This window comes from Catellatospora paridis, from assembly GCF_009720365.1.
GTDB lineage: Bacteria > Actinomycetota > Actinomycetes > Mycobacteriales > Micromonosporaceae > Catellatospora > Catellatospora paridis.
In genome coordinates, this window is the sequence record NZ_ML769324.1 from 58,173 (window position 1) to 78,647 (window position 20,475).

At 70.8% G+C, this 20,475-nt stretch carries 17 protein-coding genes; 8 read left to right on the plus strand and 9 right to left on the minus strand.

Going from position 1 to position 20,475, the window contains the following annotated elements:
- The first annotated feature begins 8 nt into the window (after positions 1–8).
- Positions 9–488, plus strand: coding sequence for a type II toxin-antitoxin system PemK/MazF family toxin (locus F9C41_RS27355; RefSeq protein WP_155389725.1), 480 nt, complete (start codon positions 9–11; stop codon positions 486–488).
- Positions 489–601: 113 nt separating this feature from the next.
- Here F9C41_RS27355 and F9C41_RS27360 read toward each other — a convergent pair whose 3' ends face one another.
- The 3 genes from F9C41_RS27360 to F9C41_RS27370 form a co-directional block, all read right to left on the minus strand.
- Complete coding sequence (locus F9C41_RS27360; protein WP_155389726.1) at positions 602–1,633, minus strand: adenosine deaminase; 1,032 nt, start codon at positions 1,631–1,633, stop codon at positions 602–604.
- Between the two features lie 27 nt (positions 1,634–1,660).
- Positions 1,661–2,461: a trans-aconitate 2-methyltransferase gene (locus tag F9C41_RS27365; protein ID WP_155389727.1), complete on the minus strand. Its 801-nt coding sequence runs from the start codon at positions 2,459–2,461 to the stop codon at positions 1,661–1,663.
- 246 nt (positions 2,462–2,707) lie between these two features.
- Entirely contained in the window at positions 2,708–2,911 is a 204-nt protein-coding gene (locus tag F9C41_RS27370; protein WP_120320032.1) for a cold-shock protein, read from the minus strand.
- 340 nt (positions 2,912–3,251) lie between these two features.
- On the opposite strand from F9C41_RS27370, the gene F9C41_RS27375 reads away from it, so the two are divergent.
- From F9C41_RS27375 to F9C41_RS27385, 3 genes are all read left to right on the plus strand, one after another.
- Positions 3,252–4,601, plus strand: a complete 1,350-nt coding sequence (locus tag F9C41_RS27375; RefSeq protein ID WP_155389728.1) for an ABC transporter substrate-binding protein — start codon at positions 3,252–3,254, stop codon at positions 4,599–4,601.
- Between the two features lie 92 nt (positions 4,602–4,693).
- Entirely contained in the window at positions 4,694–5,713 is a 1,020-nt protein-coding gene (locus tag F9C41_RS27380) for a carbohydrate ABC transporter permease (protein ID WP_155389729.1), read from the plus strand.
- 70 nt (positions 5,714–5,783) lie between these two features.
- Positions 5,784–6,743 (plus strand): carbohydrate ABC transporter permease, encoded by a 960-nt coding sequence (locus tag F9C41_RS27385; RefSeq protein WP_155389730.1) that lies wholly within the window; start codon positions 5,784–5,786, stop codon positions 6,741–6,743.
- Positions 6,744–6,878: 135 nt separating this feature from the next.
- Here F9C41_RS27385 and F9C41_RS27390 read toward each other — a convergent pair whose 3' ends face one another.
- Positions 6,879–7,634, minus strand: a complete 756-nt coding sequence (locus F9C41_RS27390; protein ID WP_155389731.1) for an SDR family NAD(P)-dependent oxidoreductase — start codon at positions 7,632–7,634, stop codon at positions 6,879–6,881.
- A gap of 277 nt (positions 7,635–7,911) precedes the next feature.
- Between F9C41_RS27390 and F9C41_RS27395 the strand changes: the two genes are divergently transcribed.
- Both F9C41_RS27395 and F9C41_RS27400 read left to right on the plus strand, forming a co-directional pair.
- Entirely contained in the window at positions 7,912–8,508 is a 597-nt protein-coding gene (locus tag F9C41_RS27395) for a GNAT family N-acetyltransferase (RefSeq protein WP_230690060.1), read from the plus strand.
- 718 nt (positions 8,509–9,226) lie between these two features.
- Positions 9,227–10,729 carry a GH1 family beta-glucosidase gene (locus F9C41_RS27400; protein ID WP_155389733.1) on the plus strand — a complete coding sequence of 501 codons (1,503 nt, stop codon included), beginning with the start codon at positions 9,227–9,229 and terminating at the stop codon, positions 10,727–10,729.
- Between the two features lie 95 nt (positions 10,730–10,824).
- Here F9C41_RS27400 and F9C41_RS27405 read toward each other — a convergent pair whose 3' ends face one another.
- From F9C41_RS27405 to F9C41_RS27415, 3 genes are all read right to left on the minus strand, one after another.
- Positions 10,825–12,216 carry a serine/threonine-protein kinase gene (locus F9C41_RS27405; RefSeq protein ID WP_155389734.1) on the minus strand — a complete coding sequence of 464 codons (1,392 nt, stop codon included), beginning with the start codon at positions 12,214–12,216 and terminating at the stop codon, positions 10,825–10,827.
- A 110-nt stretch (positions 12,217–12,326) separates the two neighbouring features.
- Positions 12,327–13,235: a Gfo/Idh/MocA family protein gene (locus F9C41_RS27410; protein WP_196279978.1), complete on the minus strand. Its 909-nt coding sequence runs from the start codon at positions 13,233–13,235 to the stop codon at positions 12,327–12,329.
- Between the two features lie 88 nt (positions 13,236–13,323).
- Complete coding sequence (locus F9C41_RS27415) at positions 13,324–13,851, minus strand: hypothetical protein (RefSeq protein ID WP_155389735.1); 528 nt, start codon at positions 13,849–13,851, stop codon at positions 13,324–13,326.
- 314 nt (positions 13,852–14,165) lie between these two features.
- On the opposite strand from F9C41_RS27415, the gene F9C41_RS27420 reads away from it, so the two are divergent.
- Complete coding sequence (locus F9C41_RS27420) at positions 14,166–15,311, plus strand: lytic polysaccharide monooxygenase auxiliary activity family 9 protein (RefSeq protein WP_155389736.1); 1,146 nt, start codon at positions 14,166–14,168, stop codon at positions 15,309–15,311.
- A gap of 55 nt (positions 15,312–15,366) precedes the next feature.
- Here F9C41_RS27420 and F9C41_RS27425 read toward each other — a convergent pair whose 3' ends face one another.
- A complete protein-coding gene (locus F9C41_RS27425) occupies positions 15,367–15,984 on the minus strand; it encodes a hypothetical protein (RefSeq protein WP_155389737.1) in 618 nt (205 codons plus the stop codon).
- Between the two features lie 187 nt (positions 15,985–16,171).
- Positions 16,172–17,698 carry a cation:proton antiporter gene (locus F9C41_RS27430; protein WP_196279979.1) on the minus strand — a complete coding sequence of 509 codons (1,527 nt, stop codon included), beginning with the start codon at positions 17,696–17,698 and terminating at the stop codon, positions 16,172–16,174.
- A 485-nt stretch (positions 17,699–18,183) separates the two neighbouring features.
- Here F9C41_RS27430 and F9C41_RS27435 point away from each other — a divergent pair, with 485 nt between their 5' ends.
- Positions 18,184–20,436, plus strand: coding sequence for an ATP-binding cassette domain-containing protein (locus F9C41_RS27435; protein WP_196279980.1), 2,253 nt, complete (start codon positions 18,184–18,186; stop codon positions 20,434–20,436).
- Positions 20,437–20,475 lie beyond the last annotated feature (39 nt).

Sequence of the window (20,475 nt, forward strand, 5' to 3'; positions counted from 1 at the left end):
TGCCGATCATGTGGCTGTTCCTGACCCTGTTCTCGGTCGCCGTGCTCACGGCCGCCATCTGGTGGCGGTGGCGCAAGACGTCGCGCCCGGCCGCCCGCCCCGCGGCCAGGCGGCCCGCCGGCAAACGCCCGCCCGGCCGTCCCACCGCCACGAAAAAGGCTCCCGCGCCCGCGGGCGGACCGCAGCCCGGCGAGATCTGGTGGGCCGACGTGCCCTACGAGGACGGTCCGGGGTCGAAGGTGCGCCCGTGCGTGGTGCTGCGGGCCAAGGGCGGGGCGTACGAGATCCTGAAGATCACCAGCCAGGACCAGAGCCACCGGAGCGACCACATCGAGATCGCGACGAGGTCGTGGGACGCCGACGCCGACCACAACAGCTACCTGGACCTCAGCGACCCGATCACCATCACCACGGCCGCCTTCTCCAACCGCGCCGGCGCCCTGGACACCCCCACCTGGCGCAAGGTCAAGGCCCTCCACCACGCCTGACCCACCGCAGCCCGCCCCCGGCCCGCCCCCCTTTTTTATAGACGTTGGCCTATCCGGATGACTTCGATCGCGTTTTTGTCATCCAGATAGGCCAACGTCTATGCAAATCGGGGTCAGGCGGTGGCCGTCGTGGTGTAGGTGTCGATCTCGGCGAGCAGGGTGGTTTTGACCTGGTCGGTGGCGAAGGAGTGGCGTACGCCCTGGCGGGCCAGCTCGGCCACGCCCGCCGTGTCCAGGTCGAGCAGCCGGGCGGCCACCTCGTACTCGTTGTTCAGGGTCGTGCCGAACATCGGGGGGTCGTCGGAGTTGATGCTGACCGGCACGCCCGCGGCCACGATCGCCGCGAGCGGGTGCTCGGCCAGGTCCGCCACGGCCCGGGTGCGCAGGTTCGAGGTGGGGCACACCTCCAGCGGGATCGCGTGCTCGGCCAGGTACGCCAGCAGCTGCGGGTCCTGCGCCGCGAAGATGCCGTGGCCGATGCGCTCGGCGCCGAGCTCGCGGATCGCGTCCCAGACGGTCTGCGCGCCGGTGGTCTCCCCCGCGTGCGGGACGCTGTGCAGCCCGGCCGCGCGGGCCTGGTCGAAGTACGGCTTGAACTGCGGCCGGGGCACGCCGATCTCCGGACCGCCGAGGCCGAAGCTGATCAGCCCGTCCGGGCGCTGGTCCAGCGCGATGCGCAGGGTCTGCTCGGCCGACGCCAGACCGGCCTCGCCCGGGATGTCGAACACCCACCGCAGCACCAGGCCCAGTTCCTTCTCCGCCTCGCGCCGCGCGTCCTCGATGGCCTCGCAGAACGCCTCGGCCGGGATGCCCCGGTTGACGCTGGAGTACGGCGTGACGGTCAGCTCGGCGTAGCGCACCTGCTGCGCGGCCAGATCCTGGGCGACGCCGTAGGTCAGCGTGCGCACGTCCTCGGCGTCGCGGATCAGGTCCACGACGCTCAGGTAGACCTCGATGAAGTGCGCGAAGTCGGTGAACGTGAAGTACTCGGCGAGCAGTGCGGGGTCGGCCGGCACCGGGCTACGGCCCTCGTGCCGGGCGGCCAGCTCGGCCACGATGCGAGGGGACGCCGAACCCACGTGGTGCACGTGCAGCTCGGCCTTGGGCAGTCCCGCCACGAAACTCGCAAGATCGTCCTTAGCCATGCCGGCACTTTACCGTCCGGACCCCGGTCACGAGGCTGCGGAGGTCCGGTGGCCGACCGCGAACACGCGCCGGAACGGGAAGTCGACCACGCCCCCGTCGGCCGGGTAGGCCTCGCGCAGCGCCGGCTCCAGCTCCGCGCAGTACGCCTCCCACGCGCCGGGCTCGCCGGCCAGCGCGGCGCGGACAGGCCGCAGGGCGGTGCCGGTGAGCCAGGTGAGCACCGGGTGCGGGCCCTCGCCGACGGGCAGCTGGTGCACGTACGTGGTCTCCCAGGTGTCGGCTGTGCAGCCGGCCTCGCGCAGCAGCCGGGCGTACTCCTGCGGCCCGGGCACCGACCGCGGCCGCTCGCCGATCTCACCGAGCAGCGGGGACCAGCGTGAGGTGAGACACAGTTCGCGCAGCGCCCGGTGGGCTGGATTGTCGTGATTGCCGGGAACCTGCAGCGCCAGCCACGCGCCCGGGCGCAGCGCCCGCGCCCACCGGCCGACCAGGTCCTCCTGGCCGGGCACCCACTGCAGGACCGCGTTGGTGACGATCACGTCGACCTCGGGCCCCGGCAGGTAGTCGAGCACGTCGCCGACGCGGTAGGCCACCGGCCCCGGGCCGCCCTGGTCGGCCAGCGCCTTGTCGATCATCTCGACCGATGAGTCGATGCCGCTCACCTGCGCCCCGGGCCAGCGCGCGGCCAGGGTGGCCGTGAGGTTGCCGGGCCCGCAGCCCAGGTCGACGACCTGGTACGGCCGTTCGGCGCCCACCCGGGCCACCAGGTCGTGGAACGGGCGGCCGCGGTCGTCCGCGAAGCGCAGGTAGGTGTCGGGGTTCCACATGGCGGGCCTCCAGCTCAACAAACCGTACGTACGTCTTGGTTTGAAGATAGCCTGCCGCCGGAAGTTTCCGCAACCTGGTCCGGGAACAGCATCGAGCCCCGCATACAGGGCATGATGCGGGGCTCGACACGCTCCGGCGGGCCCACAGGCCACGCGGAACGACAAACGGGCCGGCGTGAACCGGCCCGTTAGGGTCAGACGAGCGCCGCCGGAGCACCAGGCCCCGGTGGCGTCACCTTAGGAAGATCAGAGCGGGCGGACCGCGTCGGCCTGCGGGCCCTTGGCGCCCTGGACGATCTCGAACTCGACGCGCTGGTTCTCCTCGAGGCTGCGGAAGCCGCTGGCCTGGATCGCAGAGAAGTGCACGAAGACGTCAGCGCCACCACCGTCGACGGAGATGAAGCCGAAGCCCTTGTCGGCGTTGAACCACTTGACGGTTCCCTGAGCCATTTTCACCATTTCCTTGCACAAACTGAACCGCGCCGCACACCTCGTGCGGGGGCTGGCCACTGAGTAGCGGCAACCGGCGGTCCTCTCATTCTCAGGGAGGGCAACGCGAGCAGACCACGTACATCAAAAACCAAGCACGAGTGTAGCCCACATCGCGCGGCTGTGGGAGGCCGGGATGATCGTCATTACAGGTTCCGGGGTGGTTTCCGAATCGTTACGAACCTTACTGTTGTCAGCGCTGGACAGTTCGAGACCGAAAGCGCTTGCATGGCTTGCGTCACCTTGCGGTAGTCCGGTACCAGGGGACTGCGCTCCGACAAGCTCACGAGGAGGAAACTCCATGGCATCCAACAGACAGCGGCGTCTGCTCGCCCTTTCCGGTGCGGCAATGCTCGCGCTCACCGTCGCCGCGTGCGGCGGCGGCGACTCCGGCAACACCTCGGAGGGCAAGCTCGACACCCCCGAGTGCGCTGCATACAAGGACTACACGGGCATCTCCGGCGAATCGGTCAGCATTTACGCCTCGATCCGCGACACCGAGGCCACCCTCCTCGAGAAGTCGTGGGAGAAGTTCGCCGACTGCACCGGCGTGAAGATCGAGTACGAGGGCAGCGGCGAGTTCGAGGCGCAGCTGAAGGTTCGTGTCGAAGGTGGCGACGCGCCTGACCTCGCTTTCATCCCGCAGCCGGGTCTGCTGGAGTTCTTCGCCAAGGGCGGCAAGCTCAAGGCGGCCGGCGAGAAGACCAAGGCCATGGCCACGCAGAACTTCTCCCCCGACTGGCTGAAGTACGGCACCGTCAACGGCACGCTGTACGGCGCCCCGCTGGGCGCCAACGTGAAGTCGTTCGTGTGGTACTCCCCCTCCCTGTTCAAGGAGAAGGGCTGGACCGTCCCGAAGACGTGGGACGAGATGATCAAGCTGAGCGACACCATGGCCGCCGGCGGCATCAAGCCGTGGTGCGCGGGCATCGGCTCCGGTGACGCCACCGGCTGGCCGGCCACCGACTGGATCGAGGACGTGCTGCTGCGCGACCAGGGTCCCGAGGTGTACGACCAGTGGGTCGCCCACACCATCCCGTTCAACGACCCGCGGATCGTCTCGGCGACCGACCGGGTGGGCTCGATCCTCAAGAACGAGAAGTACGTCAACGGCGGCATCGGCGGCGTGAAGTCCATCGCCACCACCACCTTCCAGGACGGCGGCCTGCCCGTCGTGCAGAAGAAGTGCGGCATGCACCGCCAGGCCTCGTTCTACGCCAACCAGTGGCCGCAGGGCACCAAGGTGGCCGAGGACGGCGACGCGTTCGCCTTCTACCTGCCGGCGATCGACCCGGCCAAGGGCAAGCCGGTGCTGGGCGGCGGCGAGTTCGTCGGCGCGTTCACCGACACCCCGGCCGTGCAGGCGGTGCAGACCTACCTGGCCAGCGCCGACTGGGCCAACAGCCGCGCCAAGCTGAACAACTGGATCTCCGCCAACAAGGGCCTGGACGTGGCGAACGTGTCCAACCCGATCGACAAGGTGGCGGTCGGCATCCTGCAGGAGAGCGGCGCGGTGTTCCGCTTCGACGGTTCCGACCTGATGCCCGCCGCCGTCGGCGCGAACTCCTTCTGGAAGGGCATGACCAACTGGATCAACGGCACCGACACCAAGGCCACCCTCGACTACATCGAGGGCACCTGGCCCAAGTGAGCCGGTAGTTGATCTTTCTACGCCGTGTGGGTCCCGGTCCGGGGCCCACACGGCGTAGTCTTCCTCCCGACCGGGTCCCCGAGGAGAACGCGTTGAACTTCGACTTCACCGCCGAAGCCCCGAAGTTGATGATGCTGCTGTACGGCGTCATCGCCTTCGCCGCTGTGGTGGGCCTGTTGCTGCTGGTGCTGGACGTGCTGCCCGCGCGCAAGGACCGGTGGATCGCGCTGGGGCTGCTCGCGCCGGCCGGCCTGCTGCTGCTCGTGGGCCTGATCGTGCCGGCGATCCGCACCATGGTCCTGGCCTTCATGAACGCCGACTCCAGCGAGTTCGTGGGCCTGGAGAACTTCCGCTGGATGTTCACCGACAAGAACTCCGGCATGCTCCCCGACTTCAGCACCGACCCGGTGCAGTACGGCGTGCTGCTGAGCACCCTGCTCTGGGTGCTGCTGGTGCCCACCGTGTCGACCGCGGTCGGCCTGGTCTACGCGGTCATGGTGGACCGCGCCAGATTCGAGTCGTTCGCCAAGTCGCTGATCTTCATGCCGATGGCCATCTCGTTCGTCGGCGCCGGCATCATCTGGAAGTTCGTCTACGAGTACCGCCAGGAGGGGTCCGAGCAGATCGGCCTGCTCAACCAGTTCGTGGTCGCGCTGGGCGGGACTCCGCAGCAGTGGCTGCTGGACGGGCCGTGGAACACGCTGTTCCTGATCGTGGTGCTGGTCTGGATCCAGGCGGGCTTCTCCATGGTGGTGCTCTCCGCGGCGATCAAGGCGATCCCCGCCGACATCGTCGAGGCCGCCCACATCGACGGCGTGACACCCTGGCAGATGTTCTGGCGCGTCACCATCCCGAGCATCCGTCCGGCCCTGGTCGTCGTGCTGGTCACCATCTCCATCGGCACCCTGAAGGTGTTCGACATCGTGCGCACCATGACCGGCGGCCAGTTCGGCACCAGCGTGGTGGCCAACGAGATGTACACGTACTCGTTCCGGGCCGACGAGAAGGGCAAGGGCGCCGCACTGGCGGTGCTGCTGTTCCTCTTCGTCATACCCATCGTGATCTACCAGGTCAGGCTCATGCGCCGCCGCCGGCTGGAGGGCGCCCGATGAGCGAGCTTTGCGAGCGAATCCAGCAGCTCAGGGAAGCTCATCGAGACGACGAGCGCAGCGAGGAGGAACGATGAGCACCGGCACCGAGACCGTTCTCGCCGCGCCCGATGCGGAGGTCCCGCCCACCGTGGCGGGCCGGGTGCGCAAGAAGCTGACCAGCCGCACCGCCAGCGCCGTGTCGCTGGTGATCGCGCTGCTGTGGACCGTGCCCACGATCGGAGTGCTGGTCTCGTCGATCCGGCCGGAGGACGAGATCAAGTCCAACGGCTGGTGGAACTTCTTCGCCAACCCGCAGTTCACCCTGGAGAACTACGAGCAGGTGCTGTTCGGCTCCCGGTCCGCCTCCGGCGGGCTGGCCGGCTACTTCATCAACTCGCTGGTCATCACGATCCCGTCGGTGCTGTTCCCGCTGGCCTTCTGCGCGCTCGCCGCGTACGCGCTGGCGTGGACCCGGTTCCGCGGCCGTGACTGGATCTACATCGCCATCTTCGCCCTGCAGATCGTCCCGCTGCAGATGGCCCTGATCCCGCTGCTGTCGTTCTTCAACTACGGCGTCTCGCTGGGCGGGGTGCAGCTGCTGCCCGCCTGGGATCTCGACGGCCCGGCCAAGTTCATCACGGTCTGGTTCGCGCACACCTGCTTCGCCCTGCCGCTGGGCATCTTCCTGCTGCACAACTTCATGGCACAGCTGCCCGGCGACCTGGTCGAGGCGGCGCGGGTGGACGGCGCCAGCCACGCCAAGATCTTCCGCTCGGTGGTGCTGCCGCTGATCGTGCCGGCGCTGGCGTCCTTCGCCATCTTCCAGTTCCTCTGGGTCTGGAACGACCTGCTGGTGGCCCTGATCTTCGCGGGCGGCCCCAAGAACGCCCCGCTGACGGTGCGCCTCGCCGAGCTGGCCGGAAACCGCGGCAACGAGTGGCAGCGCCTCACCGCCGCCGCCTTCGTCTCGATCATCGTCCCGCTGGCGGTGTTCCTGTCCCTGCAGCGCTACTTCGTCCGCGGCCTCCTGGCCGGCAGCGTCAAGGGCTGACCCGCCCGAAGGAAGGGCACCTTCTTAACGCTGTGCGTTGCAGAAGGTGCCCTTCCTGACGTCTTCCCATGGCCGTGCAGGACCGATGCCGTGCGCTGTGGTGGGTGCGCGCGCCCGGCATCCGGGACCGGACGGTCAGCGGCCGAGCACGGAACCGCCGTTGACGTTGACGATCTGGCCGGTGACGTACCCGCCGGACTCCCCCGCCAGCCAGCACACCGCGTCCGCGATGTCCTGCGGCCGTCCCGCCCGCCCGACCAGCGTCTGCGCCACCCGCGAGGCGTGGCCCTGCGGCGTCATCCGGCCGTCGAAGAACTCCGTCTCGGCGACATAGCCGGGTGCGACGACGTTGGCCGTCGCGCCGTCCGGGCCGAGCTGTGCCGCCAGGTCCATCACCCAGCCGTGCAGCGCCGCTTTGGCTGCGGAATAGGGGCCGCCACCGCCTCGCTGCGCGGCGATCGAACTCAGCAGCACCACCCGTCCGCCCGGACGTCGCAACAGCGGCAGCACCGCCTCGGTGAGCAGCACCGCGGTGAGCACGTTGGTCTCGAAGGTGGCCCGCCACTGGTCGGCCACAGCGGTCAGCCCTGCGCCGTCGCGGCCGACGTATCCGCCCGCGTTGTTCACCAGTACGTCCACCACCCGCCCGGCCAGCGCCACAGCGACGCGCTCGGCCCCCGCGGGCACGCTCAGGTCGGCGGTGATCGTCGTCACCGCCGCCCCGGTCGCCGCACGGATGCCTGCGGCGGACTGTTCGAGCACGTCCGCCCGGCGTCCGATCGCGACGATGTCGTGTCCGCGTGCGGCCAGTGCCAGCGCGGTGGCCGAGCCGATGCCGGTGCCCGCACCACTGATCACCGCCAGCGGCCTGTTCTCCCCATGATCGTTCATGCGGCGACCCTACCGTCGACACGCCCTCGCACCCGGCCCACCGACACCCCCCGCCTCGACACACGGACGCGCCCGACGCCCCGACGCGAGCGAGCCGGACGTCAGTTTCGGGGAAACTGCACGGATCGCACCATTGATTCGTGCAGTTTCCCCGAAACTGCAGATGATCACGCGCGGACGCACGAGCGCCGACCACAGGTAGGGGTGACCCGCGACGGGGCGAAGGTCGCCAGGAAGGGGCTCGTGCGGCGGCGGGAAGTGGGGCAGGATGCCAGACGTGAATAGTGTTCGCGTCGCCGCACCCGCCGACCTGCCGGCCCTGGCCACCACCCTGGCCGAGGCGTTCGGCGACGACCCGGTATGGACCTGGATGGTTCCCCCGCACGGCCGCCCCGCCCGGCTGGAGCGCATCTTCGGCGCCCTACTGCGGTATGCGATCCCGCGCGGCCACGTCTACACCACGGCAGACCGGCAGGCGGTCACGATGTGGGCCCCGCCGCACGAGTGGAAGCTGCCCACCCCCGCGGTCGTCCGGGCGGCCGTGCCGCTGCTGCGGGCCACCGGCACGCGGCTGCCCCGGCTGCTGGGCCGGATGGGCGAGATAGACCGCCTGCACGAGCGCCAGCCGGCCGACCACTGGTACCTGGAGTTCATCGGCACCACGGTGGCCGCTCGGGGCACCGGACTGGGCTCGCTGCTGCTGACCGACGCGCTGGCCCGCTTCGACGCCGCCGGGCTGCCGGTCTACCTGGAGTCGTCCAACGAGCGCAACCTGAGCTTCTACCGCCGCCACGGCTTCTCGGTCACCGGACAGCCGCCGATGCGCTCCGGCCCGCCACAGTGGACGCTGTGGCGCGATCCCGCCGCGGCCTGATGGTCGCCGGGGCCACCGTCCCTAGCTTCCGCCGAGCCCGGGCACCCGGCCGAAGCGCCCCGGCCGGGGTCCGTCCAGGGCGGTCCGGGCGTCGGTTCGTGTCAATGTGGAAACATGCCCGACACATCGACGCCTGGCCCGTGGGAGCGCTTCCGCAGGTAGGGGCCGATTCGGTTACCAGCCAAGGATTTCCTGGTGGTTGCCTACAGATTCTGGGGCGATGAAGGGTCTTCCCCTCCGGCGAAGTTGTCGCTATCGTTCCAACAAACGTCCATGGGAACGCTTCCACGGATGTTCATCAATGTAAGAATTCGTCCCGTCGATGGCCCGCCCGGACGCCATCGCCGGCCGCTCCCAGAGGCGGTCGGTCGCCGATCTCCCTACGACCGGCGACCGACCTCCCTCCGGGTGCCGGAGAGGAGGTGAAGCTCGCGACTACGTCGCGTGCCAACGGCTCCCGCGCGTCACGCTGCCTCGTGACCCTGCCGCTCGGCAGACACAGGGCGTGAGCACCCGATGGGGGCGGGGACTGCCCTTCCCCGTCCCCATACCAAACGGCATTCTCCGCCTCAGCGCCCAGCAGCACCAGACTTACGCCACATGTGCGAAAGTCTTAACACCAATCTCCACCCGTCACAGGGATGAGGACAACTGTACCTGATCATGGGAGCGTTCCCATCCATGATCAGTCCTTATCCCAGTATTTGAGGAGCACCACATGCCAGGTCCTGTCGGCCGATCTCTCACCCGCCGCGCGGTGCCACGCCGTGCCGGCTGGACCGCGGCCTACGCCTCCACCGCAGCCCGCGCCGCCACCGGCGTGGCCACCCCGATCGTGGCCGCCACGCTGACGAGCAGCGACGCGACGGATCCGACGCCGGATCCGTCGCCCACCGCCACGGGGCTGCAGTTCCCCGACGGATTCGTCTGGGGCGCCGCGACGTCGGCCTACCAGATCGAGGGCGCCGCCGCCGTCGACGGCCGCGGACCGTCGGTATGGGACACCTTCGCCAAGACTCCCGGCCGTGTGCGCAACGGTGAGACCGGCGACGTCGCCACCGACCACTACCGCCGCTGGTCCACGGACCTCGACCTCATCAAGGAGCTGGGGCTGCGGTCCTACCGCTTCTCCGTCTCCTGGCCCCGGGTGGTGCCCGGCGGCAGCGGCCCCGTCAACCGCAAGGGCCTGGACTTCTACCGCCGGCTGGTGGACGGCCTGCGCGAGCGCGACATCACCCCGATGGTGACCCTCTACCACTGGGACACCCCGCAGGAGCTGCAGGACATCGGCGGCTGGGAGAACCGCGACACCGCCTTCCGCTTCGCCGAGTACGCCGCAGTGCTGGCCGAGGCGCTCGGCGACGTCGTGCCCAACTGGCTCACCCTCAACGAGCCCAAGACCGTCGTGCAGAACGGCTACCTGTACGGCTCGCACGCCCCCGGCAAGCGCGACGAGGCCGCCGCCTACGTGGTCGCACACCACCAGCTGCTCGCGCACGGCCTCGCCGTGCAGGCGATGCGCCCGCACCTGGGCCCGCAGACCCGGATCGGCCCCGCGCTGAACCTGCACCCGTGCTACCCCGCCGACGAGAGCGCCGAGGCGCAGCAGGCCACCGTGCTGTACGACGGCTACGAGAACCGCCTCTACCTCGACCCCATCCTGAAGGGCCACTACCCGCAGGACGTGCTGGACGACGTGGCCCGGTTCTCGCCGATGCAGCAGCACATCAAGGACGGCGACCTCGAGGTCATCTCGTCGCCGGTGGAACTGCTGGCCGTGCAGTACTACTGCCCGATCTACGTCACCGGCGCCGGTGAGACGGTGCGCAAGCACCCCACCAGCGAGGCGTTCTGGCAGCAGATCTACCCCGAGGGCATGTACGACATCCTGACCCGCATCAAGAAGGACTACGGCGACATCGCGCTGACCATCACCGAGAACGGGCTGCCCTGCCCCGACGTGATGGGCCCCGACGGCACCGTGCAGGACACCGGCCGCATCGCCTTCCTGCGCGACCACTTCGCCGCCACGCACCGGGCCATCACCGACGGGGTGAACCTGGAGAGCTACCACGTGTGGTCGCTGATGGACAACTTCGAGTGGCAGGAAGGCTACGACGAGCGGTGGGGCCTGGTCTACGTCGACTACGCCTCCCAGCAGCGCACCCCCAAGGCCAGTGCGCGCTGGTACAGCGGAGTGATCCGCGACAACGGCCTGTAGAGCCTCCTCGGCGGTGGGTGACCCTCGCGTCCACGCTGCCGGGTGACTGGGCCGGGTGACCTCAACGGTCGCCCGGCCCGTAGCGTTTCCAGCCGTCAGGCCGCAAGCGACCGCGCCAGCGCCGCGAGGTCGCCGTGCAACCGCTCGCCGACCTCCCAGGCCAGCGTGTCCCCCTCGCCCACCCGCTGGTCGATCTTCTCGTGGGCCGCCTGCACCTGGGTTGCCAGCAACGCTCCGGTCGGCCTGGCCTGGACCAGGTTGTTCACGGTGTTGCGCAGGTCGGTCGCAACGTCGGTGCGCACCCTGCCGTCGCGGGCCGCGTCGTCGATCGTCTTCAGCGCGGCGTCCTGCGCCTGCTTGACGGTGAGCACCGGCGCCGGCGACGGGCCGGGGCTCTGCCCCGCCGGGGGCGGCGTGCTCGCAGCGGGCCGCGAACCGTTCGCGGTGGCTGAGAGGGCGGGGGTCGGGGAGGTCGTGCCGGACGGGGCCGCCGACGCGGACTGCGCGCCGAAGCCGGGCGTGCTCGCCGGGGGCGTGCCCACCGCCTGGCCCGGGTCCCGCGGCGACTCCCGGGTGGGCAGCGTCCACACCAGCACGCCGAGCACCGCGACCCCGGCCGCCGCGGCCGCCATCGGCAGCAGCCGCCGCGGCGAGCGGGCGGGCACCGCACGCAGGACGCGGGCGACCTCGGCGGCCGTCGGGCGCGTCGCGGGATCGCGGCGCAGCGCGGCGGTCACCACCGAGGCCACCGAGCGGGGCAGCCCGAGCACATCCGGCGGCGCCACGGGGCCGTGGTCTGCCGCGACGTCGTCCCAGCCGCGCACCCGGAACGGCGGGCGGCCGGTGAGCATCTCGTAGAGCACCACACCGAGGGCGTACACGTCGGTGGCGGGTTCGGCGGGCATGCCGTCGAGGCGCTCGGGGGCGACGTACGCCGGGGTGCCGAAGCTGGCGCCGGTGCTGTCGTCGTCGGGTTCGCCGACGCGGGCCGCGATGCCGAAGTCGAGGACGGTGACCTGCTCCCCGTGCACCATCACGTTGTCCGGGGTGATGTCGCGGTGCACCACGCCCCGACGGTGCGCCACCTCCAGCACGGCGGCGATGCGTACGCCGATGCGCACCGCCTCCCGCCAGGGCAGCGCACCCAGCGCGATCCGGTCGGCCAGCGGCTCTCCGGCCACCAGCTGGAGCACGATGACCGCGATCTCCTGCCCGTCCGGAGTGCTGGTGCGCACGAAGTCGTGCACCCCGGCCACGTCCGGGTGGTTCAGGCGGGCCACCGCCCACGCCTCACGCCGAGCCAGCTCGCGCAGCCGCTCGTCGCCGGACAGCCGCGGGTCGAGCACCTTCAGCGCCACCAGGCGGTCCAGCGTCTCGTCGCGGGCCCGCCAGATGACCGCCATGCCGCCGACACCGATCCTGTCGATCAGTCGATACCGCTCGACCATCAGGTCGCCGGCGCGCAGCGGGTAGGCGTACTCGGTCATGAACGGCACGTTGCTGCATGATCCGCTGTGGTGTCAACGGTTGCCCGGACACGATTCCGGATCGCTTGAACGATCCAGCTCCCCACCGGTCCGGGTCCTCGCGACCCCGGTCACCGGACGGCGACCGCACGTCCCTCCTGTTGGGACAGCTGCGCCGCCTCCAGCACCGACACGACCTCGCGGGCGAAACGCACGTCGCACGGGTGCGCCGGGCCGCCCTCGCCCGGATGGCGTGCCTGCACGAGCAGCTCGTCGATCGCCCGGCCGAAGGCGGCCACCGGGTCGCCGGAGCCGCCGGGCAGGTCCAGCACGCCGGCCTCGCCGTGCAGCTGGTACTCGAACAGCAACGCCGTCGGTGGGGCGTCCAGCGTGAGCATCAGCACGCTGACCGCGCCGCTCTCATGGCGGGCCAGCACGTGGCTGGTGGCGTGCGCGCCGGCCAGCGAGGTCACCTCGGTCACCGGGCCCAGCACGGGCAGCAGCCGCGACAGCGCGTGCGGGCCGATGTCCCACAGGCCGCCGTGCACCTTGCGCCAGGCCGACTCGCTGTACGGGCCGCCCTGCGCGAAGATCGAGGCGTACATGGTGACCCGGGCCGAGCTCCAGCCGCCCGCGGCGGCCGCCTGCTCCAGCGACTGCGTGACGTCGGGGTCGAAGCGGGCGGTGAAGAAGACCACGCTGGCCACGCCGGTCTCGGCGACGGCGTCGACCACGCGGTCGGCGTCGGCGGTCGTGAGCGCCAGCGGCTTGTCCAGCAGCAGGTGGCGGCCCGCGCGGGCGGCGCGCTCCGCGATCGGCGCCTGCACGTCCGGCGGCAGCGCCACCGCGACGGCGTCCACGTCGGCGATCAGCGCGTCGATGTCGGCATAGGGGCGGGTGCCCAGCCGCGACGCGAGCGCGGCGGCCTTGGCCGGATCGCGGCCCCATACGCCGACGAGCTCGGCCTCGGGGTGGGCCACCAGTGCCGCGCCCTGGGTCTGCTCCGCCCAGTAGCCCGTGCCGAACAATCCGAATCGCATGAAGATCAGCCTAGTCGCCCACCGGTCCGGCGCGGCGGCGGCCTGTGCGCGCCCGGCCTCGGCCGCCACGGCGGCGACGCGGTGCCGTTCAGGCCTTGGCGACCTCGTCGAGATAGCGCTGCTGCAGCGCGGTCGGCAGGCTCGGGTCGTGGAAACCGCCGAAGGCCCACGGCTCGTACTGGTCGGGCAGCATGGCCTTGACCCGGTCGGGGTAGCCCAGTCCCGCCTCGGCGATGCGCACCCGCGGCGGGTCGGTCAGCTCGACGACGACCGGCCCGGAGATGCGGGCGGCGAAGTCCCACGGCTGTCCCGGCTCCCCGGCGGCGCAGAAGAAGTACGCGTACACCACGCGCACGTCGGCTGCCCGGGTCGCGTCCGCTGGCTCCATGCCCATGGTCTCCGCCGTGCACAGCACGGTGTCCTCGGCGGCGACGTCGTGGCCGTGCTCATGGTGCTCGGACGGCGACGACTGCGCCAGGATCACCGCGACGCGGTCGGCGAGCACGTCCTTCAGATCCGCGGGCGCCGCCACGGCGAACAGCCCGGCCACCAACGCCAGCGCCAGCAGCTCGGGCAGGAGCCACCAGGCGTTGCGGCGTACCGCGGACATCGACACGCCGCACATGCTCGCACCCGCGATGGCACGGCGCAACCATTGCCGACGTGGTTGATCACATGGTGGAATGTCGATGCCGTGGTGCTGCGAGGGCAGACGTGGAGCGCGCCGCGGCCTGTGCGTGAGCCGCGCCGACGCGACGGATCGTCCCTTACCCCTGTCCCCGGTCCACCGTGGCCGCGGCAGGGGTGATCCCGCATCCGCAGCACGGCTCGTCCCGTCCACTCCGGTCTTCCCCGCGGTCCGCCCCTACGGCGGCGCCGCCGGGATCCTCCGCCGGACGTGGCGCGCGCCCGTGCTGGAAAGGACAGCACATGAACAAGCTGAAGGCCGCCGCTCTGGCGGCGGCCGCCACGCTCGCCGCCGGCCTCGCCATCACGATGATCAATCCCGGCACCGCGGCGGCGCACGGCGCGCTGCTCACCCCGGGCAGCCGCACCTACCTGTGCTATCTGGACGGCAAGTCCAGCACCGGTGAGATCAAGCCGACCAACGGCGCCTGCCAGAACGCGGCCGCCGTCGGCGGCACCCAGCCGTTCTACGACTGGTTCGGCGTGCTGCGCTCCGACGGGCAGGGCCGCACCCGCGGCTTCATCCCCGACGGCGCGCTGTGCAGCGGCGGCTTCACCAAGTTCGCGGGCTTCGACGCGCCGCGCAGCGACTGGCCGCTGACCCACCTCACCTCCGGCGCCAACCACAGCTGGCGCTACAGCAACTGGGCCGCCCACCCGGGCTGGTTCTACCTCTACATCACCAAGGACGGCTACAACCCCAACCAGGCGCTCACCTGGGCGAACATGGAAGAGCAGCCGTTCCTGAGCATCGACCACCCGCCGATGTCGGCCCCGGCCCCGGACGGCTACTACTACTGGAACGGCAATCTGCCCTCGGGCAAGTCCGGCCGGCACGTCATCTACTCCGTCTGGAAGCGCTCGGACAGCCAGGAGACCTTCTACGGCTGCTCGGACGTCATCTTCGACGGCGGCAACGGCCAGGTGACCGGCATCAACAACCCGCCGACCACCCCGTCGCCGATCCCGTCCGCGTCGGCCTCGCCGTCGCGGCCGCCGTCGGCGTCGCCGTCGCCCAGTGCCGCCTCACCGCGGCCGAGCAGCCCGGCGCCGTCGACGCCTGGACCCGCGACGCCGTCCGTCCCGCCGGGCGCCTGCTCGGCGACGTACACCCAGATCGGCAACTGGAACAACGGGTTCCAGGGAGAGGTCAAGGTGACCGCGGGCGGCACCGCGATCACCGCCTGGACGGTGAAGGCCACCTGGGCCAACGGCCAGACCGTGAACCAGAGCTGGAGCAGCACCTACACCAACGCCACCGGGTCCACCACGTTCAAGAACGTGGCCTGGAACGGCAGCCTCGGCTCGGGTGCCAGCACCACGTTCGGGTTCCTGGGCAACCACAGCGGGACCAACAACCCGCCGACGTTGACCTGCACGAGTCCGTGACGCACCGATGAACGGTGGCGCCCCCGTCCGCGGGGGCGCCACCCGTCGGCACGGCTCAGGGCCGCCCCGGCGTCCCGTACTTCTCGACCACCTCGAACGGCGTCTGCGCGAACCACTCGGTTTCCCCTGCGGGCAGGCAGTTCAGCGCGACGTTGACGCCGAGGCCGTCGCAGTGCTGCGCGGACAGGACGAGGTACACGGCGAACGTGTGCGTGCCCGGACGCAGCGGCTTGAGCGCAGGCGACGGGAAGGTCGCGAACGGCAGGCCGTCCTCGCCCACGAACGTTCGCAGCACCTCGGGGCCTGCGGTGACGACCCGCTCCCGGTCGGTGCCGCCGTCGATCACGTACTTCGCGCTGCGGAACTTCGCGCTGAGGTCGTCGATCGGGGCGGGCAGTTCGGGGGTGTACCCGGCCGGGTAGACGGCCCCGTCGGGGCCGGCCGCCGTGGTCCACGAGTTCGCCAACACGACCCACCGCTCGCCGGCGAGCACCTCCAGGCAGATCGGCGGGCTGACGATGCGCTCTTTGATGCCGTAGATCTGGTTGAGGTTCGCGCCCGAGGGCGTGATGCAGTCGTGCTCGGCCGGCGGAGCGGCCTGCGCGGCGCCGCCGGTCAGGGCCGTCGCCAGCGCGAGGCCGGCGAGTGCGGCGAACATTCGCCAAGGTCTCATCGAGACCGCCTTCCATGTCGGGATAGGTGCATAACCGCAGGTCACGCGGCCAAGACAGCATCGCCTCAGGCGGCCCGGCAAACGGCGGGACACGCCGTCGGGCGACGTGCGGGTGAGGGCTCGCGCCTGTCGGGAGAGGCGGGCGGCGCGGATGACCGTGGCCGGAGGCGTGTCCGGGCCGCTCGGCCTAGTAGACGGCGCTGTGCAGGTCCAGCCGGCGCAGCACGTCGTCCACCGCCTCGGGCTCGCGTGTCCGGTGGTCGAGCACCGCGGCCCGCGAGGCCGCCAGCAGCTCCGCCCGCACGTCACCGAGGCGCTGGCGCTGGCGTACCCAGTCGTCGTCCTCCGCCTCCTCGTCGACGAGAATGGCGCGCTGCCACTGCGCCAGCCGGTGCGCGGTCTCCGCGCTCACCGTGCCGTCGGCCCGCAACTGCTCCAGGCGGCGTTGCCCGGCCTCCTGGGCCATCGCGATGACCTCCTGTTCGGCCTGGCGGCGGCGTTTCGCGCCGGTGCTCAGCCCGAGCCGCTTCACGAGCCAGGGCAGCGTCACGCCGGGCAGCAGCAGGGTGACCACGGCGACCACCGCCGCCACGAACACGATCTGCGAGCGGGCCGGGAAGTCCCTGGGCAGTGCCAGCGCGGTCGCGATGGTGACCACCCCGCGCATGCCCGCCCACGCCACGATCAGGGTCTCGCCCCACCCCACCGGCACGTCCGCGGGATCGCGCGAGCCCATCCGCTTGGCCAGCCCGCCGACGCCGAACATCCACGCGAAGCGCACCGCCACCAGGGTGAGGCAGATCAAAATCGCGAAGCGGGTGTACGGCCACACGCCCGCGTCCAGGTCGTCGAGCGCCTCGATGAACTCCAGCCCGATCAGCCCGAAGGTGAAGCCGGTGACCAGCTCCTCCACCACGTCCCAGAAGTTGCGTCCGGACAGCCGCCCGGCGACGTCGTCGGGGTCGGCCCGGGTCGCGCCCAGCCAGAACCCGGCCGCGAGCACCGCCAGCACCCCGCTGGCGTGCACGGAGTCGGCGGTGAGATACGCGGCGTACGGGGTGAGCAGGCTCAGCCCGGCCCGCAGCTCGGCGGTCGGCAGCCGGTCGAACAGCCAGCCGAAGACGATCCCGGCGGCCAGGCCGACGCCGGCGCCGGCCGTGGCCGTGTAGCCGAACGAGGCGACCGCGCTCCAGACCGACAGCGTTCCGGTGAGCACTCCGGCCACCGCGACCTGGTAGATGGTCAGCGCGGTGACGTCGTTGAACAGCCCTTCCCCTTCGAGCAGGGTGACGGTGCGGCGGGGCAGGCCCAGCCGGCCGGCCATCGCGGAGACGGCGGCCGGGTCGGGCGGGGAGGTGATCGCGCCGAGCACCACGGCCGCGCCCAGCGCCAGCGCGGGGTGGACGGTGGCCGCGACGGCGGCGACCGCGGCCGTGGTCACGAAGACCAGGGCGACCGCGAGCAGCAGGATGGGCTTCCAGCCGCGCGCGAAGCGCCGCCAGGAGCTGCGCTGGACCGCGGCGAACAGCAGCGGCGGCAGCAGCACGGGCAGGATGACTTCGGGATGCAGGGACAGCGAGCGGCCGGGCAGCAGGCCGAGCGCGGCGCCGAACACGGTGGCCACCACGGGCGCCGGCAGTCGCAACCGTGCGCCGACCGGCACGCAGAGCAGACCGAGCACCAGCAGCACGAGGATGACGGTGCGTTGGTCCATACCGCCCATTGCACGTCATGACCTGGCGTTAACAGCGGCACGACACGATCAAGAGACGGCCATGGATTTCGTGCGAGTTTGTTGGTAGTCTCGCCGAAGTAACGACGGCAGCCACCCTGCCGCGGGCAGAGAGCACCGCCCGCTCCGGTGATGATCGGGCACCGGAGCGGGCGGGCAACTGCGAGATTTATGGTCGGTGCGTGCGGTCGCCTCGCGGCGAGTGGCGCGACACGGCTCCAGCCGAACGGTATTCCGTGAAGGCTTTTGTAAGTGAGGCCCGGGGACACTGTCCACGCACCGACCTCGACCACCTTAGCTCCGAAATCCGCGCGCGCCGAACACCGCCGCCGTGACGATCTTCACGATGGTGCGGGAATATCACCCGGACGCGCGGGCCTGCCCCCTGCTCGATCGGGTTCCCGACGGCGGCCGGATCCGACCGGATGGCGCTTGATCTGCACTGGTCTTGCCGCAAGGATGTGCGAGTGTCAACAGACCCCTCCATCTCCCGCACGCCTCGACGCCGCAAGAGCGCCGCCTCAGCGGTCGCCTCCGGACAGACGACCGCCGCCGACGGCTCGATCCGCACCCGGCTCGGGCGCGACGCCGACAACGACATCGTGCTGGCCGACCTGCAGGCCTCACGCCACCACGCCGAGATGCGCCGCCTCGGCGACGCCTTCCACATCGTCGACCTGGGCAGCCGCAACGGCACCTTCCTCAATGGACGGCAGGTGCAGAAGGCAACCCTGATGCACGCCGGCGACATCGTCTCGATCGGGCGGCACGAGCTGCTCTTCGACGGCGTGCAGCTGCACGACCACGTCGACACCGGCCCCGCGTCGATCATCGCCGACGACCTCACGGTGCGCCTGGGCAACAAGGTGCTCATCGACGACGTCAGCTTCGCCCTGCCCGAGGGCAGCCTGCTCGCCCTGATCGGCCCCAGCGGCTGCGGCAAGTCCACGCTGCTCAAGGCACTGACCGGGCTGCGCCCGGCCACCCAGGGCCGGCTCTGGTACGGCGGGCGCGACCTCTACGCCGACTACGCCCAGTTGCGCTACCGCATCGGCATGGTGCCCCAGGACGACGTGCTGCACAAGCAGCTCAAGGTGCGCACCGCGCTGCGCTTCGCGGCCGCGCTGCGCTTCGCCGACGACGTGCCGCGCAAGGTGCGCTGGGCCAAGGTCGACGAGGTCATGGACACCATGCGGCTCACCCCGCGCGCCAAGGCCCGCATCGACGTGCTCTCCGGCGGCCAGCGCAAGCGCGCCTCGGTGGCGATGGAGCTGCTCACCGAGCCGTCGCTGCTGTGCCTGGACGAGCCCACCTCGGGCCTGGACCCGGCGCTGGACAAGGAGGTGATGGGCGAGCTGCGGGAGCTGGCCGACAAGGGCAAGACCGTCGTCGTCGTCACGCACAGCGTGCTGCACCTGGACATCTGCGACCGGGTGCTGGTGATGTGCCTGGGCGGCACGATGGGCTACTTCGGCCCGCCGGACCAGCTGCTCGCCTTCTTCGGCGCCGAGGACTACGCCGACGTCTTCACGAAGATCACCGAAGAGCCGGAGCGGTGGACCCGAGCCTTCCGCAACTCCCCGCTGTACGCCCGCTACGTCAGCGCGGTCACCCCGTCCAACCGGGCCGAGCCCGCCGTGCTGCCGGTGCCGCCCGCGCCGGCCGACGTGGTGTTCGACCCGACGGCGACCCAGCAGCCGCTGGTGCCGACGCAGCGCACCGACGAGCCCGACCTCACGGAGCCCGTCGCGGTGCTGCCCGTGCCCGACGCACCGGTCGACGACGCCGAGCCCGCCTCGGTCAGCGTCGACGACGCCCTGGCCCGGGTCAGGCCCAACGTGGCCGCCACGAAACCCGGCCGGGCCAACATCGACCGGCGGAAGTTCTCACTGTTCGCGCGGAACCCCAGCGCGCCCATCCGGCAGTACTTCACGCTCTGCCTCCGGATGATCAACGTCATCCTGTCGGACCGGGGCTTCAGCGCGTTCCTGCTGGCCATGCCGCTGATCCTGGCGGTGCTCGCCTATACGGTCCCGGGCTCGGACGGCCTGGTCAAGCTGCCCGGTTTCAGCCTGCAGGCACAACAGCTCCTGGTGGTGCTGGTGACCGGTGCGGCCTTCCTGGGCACCGCCGCCTCGGTCCGGGAGATCGTCGCCGAAGCGCCGATCTACGCCCGGGAACGGGCCGTGGGTGTGTCGGCCGCGGCATACCTGAGTTCGAAGATCACGGTCTTCTTCATCATCAACACCGCGCAGGTGGCACTGTTCGTCTACCTGACGCTGTTCGAGGGCCCGCCGACGGAGTCGCTGGTCATCCCGAGCCAGACCGCGGAGATCATCGTCGCCATGGTCGGCATCTCCCTGGTGTCGACGGTGTTCGGCCTGCTCGTCAGCGCGCTGGCCCGCACCACGGAGCAGACCACCCCGATCATGGTGGTCCTGGTCATGGCGCAGCTGGTGTTCTCCGGCGGCCTGTTCGTGCTGGCCGGGCAGCAGGTCATGGAGATCATCTCCTGGATCTTCCCGACCCGCTGGGGCTTCGGCGCGGCGGCGGCCACGGTCGACGTCGGCGCGATGCTGCCCAAGACCTTCCAGGATCCGCTGTTCACGCACACCGCCGAGAACTGGATCAAGTGCATGGTCCTACTCGGCGTGCAGATGATCGTGCTGATCTTCCTCACCCGCCTGGCGCTGCGCCGCCACGAGCCCGGCCGCTCCTGACCGGTCCGACCACGGAGCCCCGGCCCCGCCACCACACCG

Bases quoted from the DNA above. Each gene is read 5' to 3' on its own strand.
- F9C41_RS27355 (WP_155389725.1), top strand. From the start codon at position 9: ATGTGGCTGTTCCTGACCCTGTTCTCGGTCGCCGTGCTCACGGCCGCC.
- F9C41_RS27405 (WP_155389734.1), bottom strand. From the start codon at position 12,216: ATGACCGAGTACGCCTACCCGCTGCGCGCCGGCGACCTGATGGTCGAG.
- F9C41_RS27425 (WP_155389737.1), bottom strand. From the start codon at position 15,984: ATGAGACCTTGGCGAATGTTCGCCGCACTCGCCGGCCTCGCGCTGGCG.
- F9C41_RS27370 (WP_120320032.1), bottom strand. From the start codon at position 2,911: ATGGCTCAGGGAACCGTCAAGTGGTTCAACGCCGACAAGGGCTTCGGC.
- F9C41_RS27360 (WP_155389726.1), bottom strand. From the start codon at position 1,633: ATGGCTAAGGACGATCTTGCGAGTTTCGTGGCGGGACTGCCCAAGGCC.
- F9C41_RS27420 (WP_155389736.1), top strand. From the start codon at position 14,166: ATGAACAAGCTGAAGGCCGCCGCTCTGGCGGCGGCCGCCACGCTCGCC.
- F9C41_RS27375 (WP_155389728.1), top strand. From the start codon at position 3,252: ATGGCATCCAACAGACAGCGGCGTCTGCTCGCCCTTTCCGGTGCGGCA.
- F9C41_RS27430 (WP_196279979.1), bottom strand. From the start codon at position 17,698: ATGGACCAACGCACCGTCATCCTCGTGCTGCTGGTGCTCGGTCTGCTC.
- F9C41_RS27390 (WP_155389731.1), bottom strand. From the start codon at position 7,634: ATGAACGATCATGGGGAGAACAGGCCGCTGGCGGTGATCAGTGGTGCG.
- F9C41_RS27385 (WP_155389730.1), top strand. From the start codon at position 5,784: ATGAGCACCGGCACCGAGACCGTTCTCGCCGCGCCCGATGCGGAGGTC.
- F9C41_RS27410 (WP_196279978.1), bottom strand. From the start codon at position 13,235: ATGCGATTCGGATTGTTCGGCACGGGCTACTGGGCGGAGCAGACCCAG.
- F9C41_RS27400 (WP_155389733.1), top strand. From the start codon at position 9,227: ATGCCAGGTCCTGTCGGCCGATCTCTCACCCGCCGCGCGGTGCCACGC.
- F9C41_RS27365 (WP_155389727.1), bottom strand. From the start codon at position 2,461: ATGTGGAACCCCGACACCTACCTGCGCTTCGCGGACGACCGCGGCCGC.